Below are 11,626 nucleotides of genomic sequence, written 5' to 3'. Positions count from 1 at the left end.
GTCGGGTTCACCGTCCGCGACGACCTGTCGCGCCGGGTGGCGACTAGCGTCGCGGTATGACCGACGCACCCGCGCGATGGTGGCAGCGCCGACCGCTCGCCGGTGACGCGCTCTTCGCCGCCGCCCTGGTGCTGCTGGAGGTCGCTTTCCTCCTGCTCACCCCGCCGGAGTTCTGGCCCGGGCGGATGCCGGCCGCGCTGGCCTGGAGCCTGCTCGCGGCGGCGCCGGTGGCGCTGCGCCGGGTCGCCCCGTGGACGGCGCTGGGCCTGGCCGTGGCCACCCTGGCGCTGCCGGTGCTGATGGGGCTCGCGCCCGGCACGCAGGGCCTGGCCTTCATGGTGCTGACCTACACGATGGCCGCGCACCGGCCGGCGCGGCAGGCGGCGCTCGCCGCGGTGCTGCTCTGGGTGCCGGTGGCGGCGGCCAACCTTGTCGCCCCGCCGGAGGGGGTGCTGGCGGTGGGTCCCGGCTACCTGCTGCTGAACAACCTGCTCACCGCCCTGCTGTCGTTCGCGGTGGGGCGCGCGGTGCAGGCGCGCCGCACCTCGGTGCGGGTGCTGCGGGAGCGGGCCCGGGTGGCCGAGGAGAACCAACGTTCCCTGGCCGAGCAGGCGGTCGCCGACGAGCGCCGCCGCATCGCCCGGGAGCTGCACGACGTGGTCGCCCACCACGTGAGCGTGATGGGGGTGCTCGCCACCGGCGCGCGGCGGGTGCTGCGCCGCGACCCGGACGCCGCCGACGAGGCGATCGCGACGATCGAGGACACCAGCCGGGTCACCCTGCGCGAGATGCGCCGCCTGCTGGACGTGCTGCGCACCGACGCGGAGCCGGCGGCGGACCTGACCCCGCAGCCGGGCCTGGCGGGCATCGAGGCGCTGGTGGAGCAGGTGCGGGAGGCGGGCCTGCCGGTGACGCTGCACGTCGAGGGCACGCCCGGGCCGGTCGAGGAGGGCGTGTCGCTGACGGTGTACCGGATCGTGCAGGAGGCGTTGACCAACGCGCTCAAGCACGCCGGCGAGGCCACCGCGCAGGTGCGGCTCACCGTCGCCGCCGGATACCTGACGGTGGAGGTCAGCGACACCGGGCGCGGGCCGGGGCCGGGACCCGACCGGATCGGGCACGGCCTGGTCGGCATGCGGGAGCGGGTCGGCCTCTACGGTGGGACCCTGCGGACCGGTCCGCGCCCGGGCGGCGGCTTCCAGGTCTCGGCGCGGATCCCGGTGGAGCCGGTCGGGGCCCCGGCGTGACGGCGGACCACCCCGGCGCGGCACCCGGGCGGCCGGGCCATCCGGCACGACCAGCGGCACGACAGGGAGAGCTCATGAGCGACGGTACGGCGGCGGCACGGCCGGTGCGGATCCTGCTCGCCGACGACCAGCCGCTGCTGCGTACCGGCTTCCGGATGGTGCTCGGCACCGAGGAGGACCTGGACATCGTGGCCGAGGCCGGGGACGGTCAGGAGGCGGTGGAGCTGTCCCGGCGGCTGCTGCCGGACGTGGTGCTGATGGACATCCGGATGCCCCGGATGGACGGGGTGGCGGCCACCCGGGCCATCGTCGACGCCCGGCTGCCGGTGCGGGTGCTCATCCTGACCACCTTCGACCTCGACGAGTACGTGGTGGGGGCGTTGCGCGCCGGGGCGAGCGGCTTCCTGGCCAAGGACGTGCCGGCGGAGGACCTGGTCACCGCGATCCGCACCGTCGCCGCCGGGGAGGCGGTGGTCGCGCCGCGCATCCTCAAGCGGCTGCTGGACCGCTTCGCCGACGTGCTGCCCGACCCGGCGGCCACCCCGCCGAAGGCGCTCAACGCGCTCACCGAACGGGAGCGGGAGGTGCTGGTGCAGGTGGCGCGCGGGCTGTCCAACGCCGAGATCGCCGCGGCGCTGTCGGTCAGCGAGACCACCATCAAGACCCACGTCGGGCACGTGCTGACCAAGCTGGGGCTGCGCGACCGGGTGCAGGCGGTGGTGCTGGCGTACGAGTCGGGCCTGGTGCGCCCGAAGGCGTGAGGCGCTACGTCGCGCAGCGTACGCGGAAAGCCGCCGGCAGGGCGACGGCGCGGTTGTCGTCGTCACCTACCGTCACAAAAGACGGCGCGGCGCGGTTGACCATGACGTGACGTCAGGTCCTAGCGTCGGTTCGGCCGCCGTCCCGGCGGGTGGAAACACGTTCGACCGGTCGCCGGCTCAGGGGCAACCCTGAGCCGGGCTCCGGGCCGACCCGCAGCGGGAAATCCGCACCGGGTCCGCCCCTGGGCGGACGGATCCGGCGGGCACGGCACGGAGGATTGGACCAGCCCCACCGACCAAGCGGGGGCGGCGGGGACACCGCATACAGACGGAAGAGGTAGATGACGTGACCGCGACGGTAGGCCGGCAGGCGCAGGCCGCGGCCAGGGCCAGCGACGTGTGGAAGGTGTACGGCAGCGGCGAGGCGCAGGTCGCCGCGCTGCGGGGGGTGAGCGCCGAGTTCGAGCGCGGCCGGTTCACGGCGATCATGGGCCCCTCGGGTTCCGGCAAGTCGACGCTGATGCACTGCCTGGCCGGGCTGGACTCGGTCACCCGGGGCACGGTGCACATCGGCGACACCACGGTGACCGGGCTCGGCGACGCCGGCCTGACGAAGCTGCGGCGGGACAAGGTCGGTTTCATCTTCCAGCAGTTCAACCTGCTGCCGACGCTGACCGCTCAGGAGAACATCCTGCTGCCGCTGTCGATCGCCGGCCGCAAGCCCGACCCGGCCTGGTACGACACCGTGATCGACACGGTGGGGCTGCGGGACCGGTTGGGGCACCGCCCGGCGCAGCTCTCCGGCGGTCAGCAGCAGCGCGTCGCGTGCGCCCGGGCGCTGGTCGCCCGGCCCGAGGTGATCTTCGCGGACGAGCCGACCGGCAACCTCGACTCGCGCTCCGGCGCGGAGGTGCTCAACTTCCTGCGCAACTCGGTGCGCGAGCACGGCCAGACCATCGTGATGGTCACCCACGACCCGACCGCCGCCGCGTACGCCGACCGGGTGATCTTCCTCGCCGACGGCCAGATCGTCTCGGAGCTGATCGAGCCGACCGCCGACACCGTGCTGGACACCATGAAGAAGCTCGACACCCCGGCCGAGGTGGCGCGCTGATGTTCCGCGCGACGTGGAAGAGCCTGCTGGCGCGCAAGGTGCGCCTCATCCTCTCCGGCCTGGCCGTGGTGCTGGGCGTCATGTTCGTCTCCGGCGCGTTCGTGCTCACCGACACGCTGGGCCGCTCGTTCGACGCGGTATTCGCCGACGCGTACGAGGGTGTCGACGTCAACGTCTCCGCCAAGCCGAAGATCGAGCTCAGCGAGACCGAGGGTGAGCAGGTGGCCCCGGCGATGCCGGCCGCGACACTGGAGAAGGTGCGCGCGGTGGGCGGGGTGGCCGAGGCCACCGGGATCGTCGCCGCCGACGGCGCCCGGCTGATCGGCAGCAACGGCAAGGTGGTCACCTCGTTCGGGCCGCCGCAGCTCGGCGAGAACTGGGTGGGCGAGACCGACCTGGTGAAGCTGCGCGAGGGCCGCGAGCCGCGCGCCGACGACGAGATCGTCGTCAACGGGGCGCTGGCCCAGGCGGCGAAGGTGAAGGTCGGCGACCGGGTGGGCGTGCTGACCCTGGAGCCGAAGAAGGAGTTCACCGTGGTGGGCGTCTTCGGTTACAGCGGTGACCGGGACTCCCTGGGCGGCGCCAACGAGGTCGCCTTCACCACCCCGGTGGCGCAGCGACTGATGCTCGGCGAGCCGGACGTCTTCACCAACATCAGCGTCAAGGCCGCCGACGGGGTCGGCGCGGCCGCGCTGCGCGACGACATCGCCGCCGCCGTCGGCGCCGACTACGAGGTCAAGACCGGCGAGCAGCTCTCCGCCGACGCCTCGGCGGGGCTGAAGGAGGGGCTCTCCTTCTTCAACAAGATCCTGCTCGGCTTCGCCGCGGTGGCGCTGCTGGTCGGCACCTTCCTCATCCTCAACACCTTCTCGATCATCGTCGCCCAGCGCACCCGGGAGCTGGCCCTGATGCGGGCCATCGGGGCCAGCGGACGGCAGATCATCGGCTCGGTGGTGCTGGAGGCCGTGGCGGTGGGCCTGATCGCCTCCGTGCTCGGCCTGGCCGCCGGCATCGGGGTCGGCGCGCTGCTGGCGTACCTGTTCGGCAAGCTCGCCGGCGGGCTCGCCCTGGCCGGCATCGGCGTGCCGGCGGCGGCGGTGATCGGCGCGTTCTCGGTGGGTCTGGTGATCACCGTGGTGGCGGCGCTGCTGCCGGCACTGCGGGCGTCGCGGATCCCGCCCATCGCGGCGATGCAGGACGTGGCCACCCCGGACCGTCCGCTGACCAAGGTGACCGTGGCCGGCGCGATCGTCACCGCGATCGGCGGTGCGCTGCTCTTCCTGGGGCTCAGCGGCAACGCCGGGGACAACACGCTGAGCACCATCCTCGGCGGGGTGCTCTTCGCCTTCATCGGGGTGGCGCTGCTGACCCCGCTGATCAGCCGGCCGGTGGTGTCCCTGCTCGGGGCGCTCTTCGCCTGGTCGGTGCCGGGCAAGCTGGGCCGGCTGAACTCCGGTCGCAACCCGCGTCGCACCGCGATCACCGCGGCCGCGCTGATGGTCGGCATCGCGCTGGTCACCGGCGTGACGGTGATCCTCGACTCGGCCAAGGGCAGCATCAGCGCGCTGGCCGAGGACCGGATCAAGGCCGAGCTGGTGATCTCCGGGGTGCAGGGCGGTCCGCGCCCGCCGAGCTTCGACCCGGCGGTGCTGGAGAAGGCAGGCGCCATCCCAGGCGTCCAGCTGGTCGACGGCGAGTACGGCGACATGGCGGTCGTCGGCGGCGAGCGCACCTGGGTGGCGGCGTCGAGCAACGTCGCGGCGCTGGAGCGGATCTTCGGGGCGAAGGCCACCGCCGGTGACATCAGCCGGCTCGGCCCGGACCAGATGCTGTTCAGCTCCGACACCGCGAAGTCCCGCAACGTGTCGGTCGGCTCGCAGGTCACCGTCCAGCTGTCCCGGGGCGAGGCCCGCACCTACACGGTCAGCGGCATCTACGAGAGTTCGCAGCTGACCAACCCGGTGGTGCTGCCGCCGCAGGCGGCGAAGGACTTCGCCATCCCGCAGCCGATCCAGGGCTTCCTGCAGCTCGCCCCCGGCACCCGGGTCGCCGACGTGCAGCCGCAGGTCGAGACGCTGCTCGCCGACAGCCCCGAGGTGTCGGTGGCCGACCGGGCCGCCTTCATCGAGCAGCAGACCAGCCAGCTGGACACCCCGCTGCGGATGATCCAGATCCTGCTGGCGCTGGCCATCGTGATCGCGGTGCTCGGCATCATCAACACCCTGGCCCTGTCGGTGCTGGAGCGGACCCGCGAGCTGGGCCTGCTGCGGGCGATCGGGCTGCGCCGGGCGCAGACCATGCGGATGATCACCGTCGAGGCGGTGGTGATCTCGATCTTCGGCGCGCTGCTCGGCGTGGTGGTCGGCACCGGCCTCGGCGCTGCGGTGGTCGAGGCGCTCAAGGACGAGGGCATCACCGACCTGGTCCTGCCCTGGGGCCAGATGGGGATCTTCCTCGGACTGGCCGCGATCATCGGGGTGATCGCCGCGGTGCTGCCCGCGGTGCGCGCCGCGCGGATCAACGTGCTGGGCGCCATCGCCCACGACTGATCCGCGGCACGAACGACGAAGGGGCCCCGCCGACCGGCGGGGCCCCTTCGCGTGTGCGTCAGGCCGGTGGCTCGCCGAGCAGCGCGGCCAGCAGCTCCAGGTCCGCCGCGGTCAGGCTCTCCACCTGGTGCACGCCCTCGATCGGCGCGATCGGCACCTCCGCCGGCACCGCCAGCACCGCCGCCCCGGCGGCGAGCGCGCTGGCCACCCCGGTCGCGGAGTCCTCGATCGCCACGCACCGGCCGATCGGCACGTCCAGCAGCCGCGCCGCGGTCAGGTACGGCTCCGGGTGCGGCTTGGCGAGGTCCACCTCGTCGCCGCAGACCACCGCGTCGAAGCTGTCCCGCCCGAGGGTGTCCAGGGCCACCTCGACCAGCGGACGCCCGCTGGAGGTGACCAGCGCGGTGGGGATGCCGGCGGCGCGTACCGCCCGCAGCAGGGTCAGCGCCCCGGGCCGCCAGCGCAGCCCGCTGCGGAACAGCTCCAGGATGCGCGCGTTGATCCAGTCGATGCTGACCTGCGGGTCGCGCTCCGGCTGGCCGAGGTCGTCGTGCACGATCCGCATCGACTCGGCCATGCTCGTGCCGATCACCGCGCGACGGGCGGCGTCGGAGAGCGTGCCACCGTACTCGGCTGCCAGCTCGCGCAGCGCGACGTCCCACAGCTTCTCGCTGTCGACCAGGGTGCCGTCCATGTCGAAGAGCACGGCGGCGGGGTGTGGGCTGCTCAGCGGGGGCCTCCTCCGGCGGGAACGCGGTCGGGCCGATCCTCTCAGCCCCGCCCGGGCCGCCCCGGGCCGTCCCCGCCGAAGGTGACCTGGGCGATCCCCTCAGCCGAGGTCGCAGGCGTCGAGGGAGTTCTCGTAGCCCCGGAAGAACGAGTCGGTGCGCTGCTCGGCGGTGCCGTGCGAGCCCTCCGCGAACCACGGCTGGTCGGGGTCGTCGCCGACGGCGAGCAGCCCTTCGCGGAACTCGTCGAGGTCGCCGGTGTCCAGCGTCAGGACGCGCGAACGGACCGAGTCACCCAGGTACGCCCCGGCCATGCAGTCGGCCTGCAACTCCTGCTGGATGGTGAAGTTCGAGCGGATGCCGAGGCGGGCCTGGATGCCGTGCGCGTACTCGTGGCCGAGCAGGTAGAACACGAACGCGTCGCCGACCTGCCGGAACGCGGCTACCGACCACTTGACGTCGTAGGCGATGAAGTCACCGCGGGAGCAGTAGACGGCGTTGTTGCGCGGCAGCGCCTGACCGGCGCAGGCCACCTCCCCCTCCCGCTGGTAGGGGATGATCCGCCGGATCGGGCGGAACTGCTGGCCGGAGGCCTTGAACTGGGCGGCCCAGTAGCGCTCGGCGATGTTCACGGCGTCGCCGATGTCGGTCTTGAACTCCTCGACGCTGGTGGTGCCGTCGGCCCGGGTGGTCTGCGAACCCGGCGAGGCGGCCTGCCGAGACTGCTGCGGCGCGGGTTCCCGCGGCTGCTGCGGCCCGCTCTCCGACACCCCGCCGACGGCGCACCCCGCCGCCACCACCAGCGCAACGACCGCCGCCGTGAGCGAGCCACGCGACCGCCGTACCGAGCGTGCCGTCACAGTTGCCTCCCAGGCGTCGCGGCCGATGCGGTCGCTGTACCCCGACCGTGGATTGATCATGCCGGGCGGCGACCGCCGGGACCATGGGCGGACGGCCGGTGCTCAGCTGTCCCGGAGGTAAAACAGCGCCACCGCCCGGTCGGGGTCCAGGTGAAGCTGGAGGTGTCTGGTGCCGGCGGCGCTCTCGTCGTAGAGCACGCTGTGCCGCCACCGCACGCCCGCCGGCACGTACGGGGACAACCCGGGCCACACGGCCGGCTCCGTGCCCGCCGGCTCCCAGGTGTACGCGGCGGCCAGCGCCCGCGCGTCGGCCGGGCGCAGCCGCACCACCCCCTGGTACCGCCAGTCCGTCGGACCCGGGACTCGGGAGCACGGGTTCGCCTCGGTGTCGACCTGCCAGTGCACGTCGAGAAAGTCGCCGAGGCCCGGCACCTGCTCGGCGGGGAACCCGCGCTCGGTGCGGATCTTGGCCTTGTCCGCCGCCAACTGATAGGGACAGGCCCGGTCGGCGGCGACCTCCCCGCCGACCAGCCAGGCGACGCCACCGCAGGCGGCCAGCAGCACCAGGGTCGGGACGGCGGCCAGCAGCCACGGCACCCGACGGGCCCATCTCGTCATCGGCGGATGATAACGATCATCAGGACTGGCGCTCGGCCCGACCGGTGATGTCGCTCTGCGAGACGTGCCGGCCCTGCTCGTAGCGCTGCTGCTGCACCACCGCCGCCTGCCGGGCGACCGGGTCCTCCGCGGAGGCCGTGCGCTCCCGGTCCCGCCAGGCGACCCAGCCGACCGCCGCCGCCACGACCGCACCGATCACCCCGAGTATCACCCAGGTCGTCGTCATGGATCCACGGTAGACCCGGATCGCTAGGCTGCGCACCGATGACGGGGACCAGTTTCGACGATCACGAACGGGAACGCTGGGCGGGACGGGCGGCGGCGTACGAGCGCACTTTCGCCCAGCTGTGCGCGTACCCGGCAGAGGCGCTGCTGGACGCTGTGGCGAGCTGACCTGTGCCGACTAACGGGCCCGGGCCCAGGTCAGGAAGCGCTCGGTGAGGTTCTCCGGCACTGCGTGCCCGTTGGGCTGGGAGAGCTGCGCGCCCGCCTTGGCCATCAGGGTGCTCAGGTAGACCAGCAGCGCGGTGCGGTCCTCGCGGTACTGGTCTGGGATACCGTCAGGTCGGTAGCGCTTCCGCGCGACCAGACCATCGATCTCCTGCGAGCACGAGCATGGATGACCTGACCGGCGCGCGGTGGCGTACCAGCACCCGCAGCAGTTCCAACGGCGGTGCCTGCGTGGAGGTCGCCGACAATCTCCCCGGCGTCATCCTCGTCCGCGACACGAAGGACCGCGGGGGTGGCACCCTGGCCTTCAACCGCGCCGCCTGGCAGGCGTTCGTCACTCGGGTCGCCGCCCGGCCCTGATCGGTTGTCCGGCTCGGCCCGGCGGCTCCGACGTTCCCGGTGACGGCCCACCCGGGCCGGCCGAGAGGAGCGACACCGTGAAGTACATGATCATGCTCTACGGCTCGCAGCGCGACTACGACGCGATGGCGGGCCGCCCCGGCGACAACCCGCCGCCGATGTCGCCGGAGCAGGTCGCGGCGATGCACGCCCACATGGAGGCGGTGCACAAGGAGATCGCCGAGTCCGGCGAGCTGGTCGACGGCCGGGGCCTCACCGCTCCGGTGCACGCGCGGCGGGTCCAGCTGCGCCAGGGCGCGCCCGTGGTGACCGACGGCCCGTACCCGGAGACGCAGGAGGTGCTGGCCGGCTTCACGATCGTGGAGTGCGACAGCTTCGACCGGGCCACCCAGATCGCCGCCCGGTTCGTCAACCCGGACGCCGAGGGCGAGTACGTGGACGTGCGGCCGGTCGCCGAGGGCATCGAGGACCTGAACGGCTGATGACCGCCGAAGCCGTCGAGGACCTGCTGCGCCGCCTGGCGCCGCAGGTCCTCGGCGCGGTGGTGCGCCGCTACGGGCACTTCGACGCCGCCGAGGACGCCACCCAGGAGGCGCTGCTGGCGGCCGCGACCCGGTGGCCCGTCGACGGCGTACCCGATGATCCGCGTGCCTGGCTGATCACCGTCGCGGCGCGGCGCCTGACCGACCTGCTCCGCAGCGAACAGGCCCGGCGGCGGCGTGAGGACGATGTCGCCCGTCGGCTGCCGCCCGAGCAGTGGCTCGCTCCCCCGGCGGACCGGCGGGCCCCCGACGACGACAGCCTGGTGCTGCTCTTCCTCTGCTGCCATCCGGAGCTGCCCCCGGCGGCGCAGATCGCGCTGACCCTGCGGGCCGTCGGCGGGCTGAGCACCGCCGAGGTGGCCCGGGCGTTCCTGGTCCCGGAGGGCGCGATGACCCGCCGGATCACCCGCGCCAAGCAGCGCATTCGGGACAGCGGCGTGCCGTTCGGCCTGCCCACCGGCGCGGACCGGGAGGCCCGGCTGGCCGCCGTCCGGCACGTGCTCTATCTGATCTTCAACGAGGGGTACGCCAGCACGTCCGGGCCGCTGCTGCGCCGGGTGGACCTGTCCGGCGAGGCGATCCGGCTCACCCGGATGCTGCACCGGCTGCTCCCCGACGACGCCGAGGTGACCGGGCTGCTGGCGTTGATGCTGCTCACCGACGCGCGCGGCCCGGCCCGGGTCGGGCCGGCCGGTGAGCTGGTCCCGATGGCCGAGCAGGACCGCAGCCGCTGGCGCGCCGACCAGATCGCCGAGGGCGTCGCCCTGGTCAGCGCGGTGCTGCCGCGCGGCGACATCGGGCCGTACCAGGTGCAGGCGGCGATCGCGGCGGTGCACGACGAGGCCCCGAGCGCGGAGGAGACCGACTGGCCGCAGATCGAGGCGCTGTACGGGGTGCTGACGGGCCTCTCCGACAACCCGGTGGTGGCGCTGAACCATGCGGTGGCGGTGGCGATGGCCCGGGGCGCGCCGGTCGGGCTCGACCTGCTCGCCGGGCTGGCGGACGACCCACGGCTCGCCGGTGATGCCCGGCTGCCCGCCGCCCGCGCGCACCTGCTGGAGCGCACCGGCGACCTCGACGCGGCACGGTCGGCGTACGAGGAGGCGGCGCGACGGTCGATGAACCTGCCGCAGCAGCGTTACCTGTACGGGCGCGCCGCCCGCCTGGCCGACGCCGGCTGAACCGGTCTCACCACTGCCCGCCGGGCACCAGCACCCGGGTGCCCTCCGGCAGCGTGGTCAGCACCCGGCGGCTCCCGCCGCCCGGCTCGACGGCGACCAGCTCGGTACGCCCCTGCGCCCGGCGGGTGAGCACGACGTCGGCGCCGACGGTGCCCTCGTATCCTTCGGCGGCGCCGGACCGTACCGGGGCGAGGTCGATCCGTCCGGCCGGCTCCCCGGAGGGGATGGCCACCCCGACGAGCGCACTCGCCGGGATCGCCGGCATCCCCTCGGGCACGTCGGTCGGCTGCAGGTCCGGACGGCCGACCTGCAACCAGACCCGCGCCGGCGTCCCGCCGCCGTACAGCAGCGGCACGACCGCGGTGAAGGACTCGGCGGGACCCAGCTGCCCGGGCCGCAGCACCGGCACGGTCCGGTTGGCGCCGGTGCCGATGTCGCGCACCGTGACCGCCAGCTCCGGCCGGGCCTTGGCGCCCGGGGCGGCCGGGGTCAAGTCGACCAGGACGAGGTGCCGGCCGTCGACGAGGGTGACCGCGTCGGTCAGCGGGGTGGCCGCCAGGTCGAGCCGGCGTAGCGTCCCGTCGCGCATGGAGAGCACCGCGAAGGCGCGGCTCGACTGCGACAGCTCGGCGAGCACGACGGAACCCGAGTCGGTGGACCAGCGCCACAGCTCGTACCCGGTCGGCACCGCCCGCTCCGTGGTGTCGGTCAGGTCCCGGATCCACCACTGGCCGCCGCGGCGTACGGCCAGCCACCGGCCGTCCGGGGACAGCGACTGGTTCACCGGGCCGATCTCGGCCGGAGTGCGTCCCACCCGGAACTGCTCGCCGGAGCGGGTGACCAGGTGGATGTCGCGCTGCCGGAAGGTGCGGGTCGCCTCGTCGAAGCCGTCCGGCAGCTGGACGTCGTACAGGAAGGCGGCCGGTCCCACCGCGCGGTCGGCCGGCAGGTCCGCCAGGGTGGGCGGCGGACCCAGCCGGGCCGGCAGGCCGGCCAGCAGGTCCCGGGGCGCCACGGCGGGAGTGGTGGCCTCCGCCGACGGGCCGTCGGTGCGCGGTCGCAGAGCCAGCACCCCGACCGCGCCGCCGAGCAGCGCCCCGGCCATGAGCACCGCGAACCACCCGCGCCCGCTGCCGCGTCGCGGCGTCGGTTCCTCCACCGTGGATGCCATCCCCGTCTCCCCCGTTTCCGGGCGGTCGCCGCCGCCCCGGGCACA

13 protein-coding genes and 1 pseudogene are annotated in these 11,626 nt (G+C 74.0%); 9 read left to right on the top strand and 5 right to left on the bottom strand.

Features of this window, described 5'->3' with window-relative positions; genetic code table 11:
* Positions 1-56: 56 nt before the first annotated feature.
* The 4 genes from V6U88_RS18200 to V6U88_RS18185 all read left to right on the top strand — a co-directional run bounded on the left by V6U88_RS18200 (position 57) and on the right by V6U88_RS18185 (position 5,671).
* Positions 57-1,247, top strand: coding sequence for a sensor histidine kinase (locus V6U88_RS18200; protein WP_334454521.1), 1,191 nt, complete (start codon positions 57-59; stop codon positions 1,245-1,247).
* A gap of 74 nt (positions 1,248-1,321) precedes the next feature.
* A complete protein-coding gene (locus V6U88_RS18195) occupies positions 1,322-2,008 on the top strand; it encodes a response regulator transcription factor (RefSeq protein ID WP_334454518.1) in 687 nt (228 codons plus the stop codon).
* A 346-nt stretch (positions 2,009-2,354) separates the two neighbouring features.
* On the top strand, positions 2,355-3,122 hold the full coding sequence (locus tag V6U88_RS18190) for an ABC transporter ATP-binding protein (protein ID WP_334454516.1): 768 nt from the start codon (positions 2,355-2,357) through the stop codon (positions 3,120-3,122).
* Positions 3,122-5,671, top strand: coding sequence for an ABC transporter permease (locus V6U88_RS18185; protein ID WP_334454514.1), 2,550 nt, complete (start codon positions 3,122-3,124; stop codon positions 5,669-5,671). The genes V6U88_RS18190 and V6U88_RS18185 overlap by 1 nt, the downstream gene beginning before the upstream one ends.
* 58 nt (positions 5,672-5,729) lie before the next feature.
* Here V6U88_RS18185 and V6U88_RS18180 read toward each other — a convergent pair whose 3' ends face one another.
* From V6U88_RS18180 to V6U88_RS18165, 4 genes are all read right to left on the bottom strand, one after another.
* Positions 5,730-6,377: an HAD family hydrolase gene (locus tag V6U88_RS18180; protein ID WP_334454513.1), complete on the bottom strand. Its 648-nt coding sequence runs from the start codon at positions 6,375-6,377 to the stop codon at positions 5,730-5,732.
* A gap of 123 nt (positions 6,378-6,500) precedes the next feature.
* Positions 6,501-7,259 (bottom strand): neutral zinc metallopeptidase, encoded by a 759-nt coding sequence (locus V6U88_RS18175; protein WP_334454512.1) that lies wholly within the window; start codon positions 7,257-7,259, stop codon positions 6,501-6,503.
* Positions 7,260-7,361: 102 nt separating this feature from the next.
* Positions 7,362-7,877 (bottom strand): hypothetical protein, encoded by a 516-nt coding sequence (locus V6U88_RS18170; RefSeq protein WP_334454511.1) that lies wholly within the window; start codon positions 7,875-7,877, stop codon positions 7,362-7,364.
* 19 nt (positions 7,878-7,896) lie between these two features.
* Complete coding sequence (locus tag V6U88_RS18165) at positions 7,897-8,103, bottom strand: hypothetical protein (protein ID WP_334454510.1); 207 nt, start codon at positions 8,101-8,103, stop codon at positions 7,897-7,899.
* Positions 8,104-8,141: 38 nt separating this feature from the next.
* Here V6U88_RS18165 and V6U88_RS18160 point away from each other — a divergent pair, with 38 nt between their 5' ends.
* The 5 genes and pseudogenes from V6U88_RS18160 (at position 8,142) to V6U88_RS18145 (ending at position 10,410) form a co-directional block, all read left to right on the top strand.
* On the top strand, positions 8,142-8,270 hold the full coding sequence (locus tag V6U88_RS18160; protein WP_334454509.1) for a hypothetical protein: 129 nt from the start codon (positions 8,142-8,144) through the stop codon (positions 8,268-8,270).
* Between the two features lie 154 nt (positions 8,271-8,424).
* Positions 8,425-8,505: pseudogene (locus V6U88_RS30285) on the top strand (XRE family transcriptional regulator); the annotation flags it as partial.
* Positions 8,502-8,687, top strand: coding sequence for a DUF397 domain-containing protein (locus V6U88_RS18155; RefSeq protein WP_334454717.1), 186 nt, complete (start codon positions 8,502-8,504; stop codon positions 8,685-8,687). The pseudogene V6U88_RS30285 and the gene V6U88_RS18155, both read left to right, overlap by 4 nt.
* An 86-nt stretch (positions 8,688-8,773) precedes the next feature.
* Positions 8,774-9,169, top strand: coding sequence for a YciI family protein (locus V6U88_RS18150; protein WP_334454715.1), 396 nt, complete (start codon positions 8,774-8,776; stop codon positions 9,167-9,169).
* Positions 9,169-10,410, top strand: a complete 1,242-nt coding sequence (locus V6U88_RS18145; RefSeq protein ID WP_334454508.1) for an RNA polymerase sigma factor — start codon at positions 9,169-9,171, stop codon at positions 10,408-10,410. Before V6U88_RS18150 ends, V6U88_RS18145 begins: the two co-directional genes overlap by 1 nt.
* 7 nt (positions 10,411-10,417) lie before the next feature.
* Here the strand turns inward: V6U88_RS18145 and V6U88_RS18140 are convergent, their stop codons facing one another.
* On the bottom strand, positions 10,418-11,581 hold the full coding sequence (locus V6U88_RS18140; protein ID WP_334454507.1) for a hypothetical protein: 1,164 nt from the start codon (positions 11,579-11,581) through the stop codon (positions 10,418-10,420).
* Between the last annotated feature and the right edge of the window lie 45 nt (positions 11,582-11,626).

The organism is Micromonospora sp. CPCC 205739 (assembly GCF_036906795.1).
Lineage (GTDB): Bacteria > Actinomycetota > Actinomycetes > Mycobacteriales > Micromonosporaceae > Micromonospora.
The sequence above is the reverse complement of the archived record's forward strand: the minus strand, read 5'-3'. Positions and strand labels throughout refer to the sequence as shown.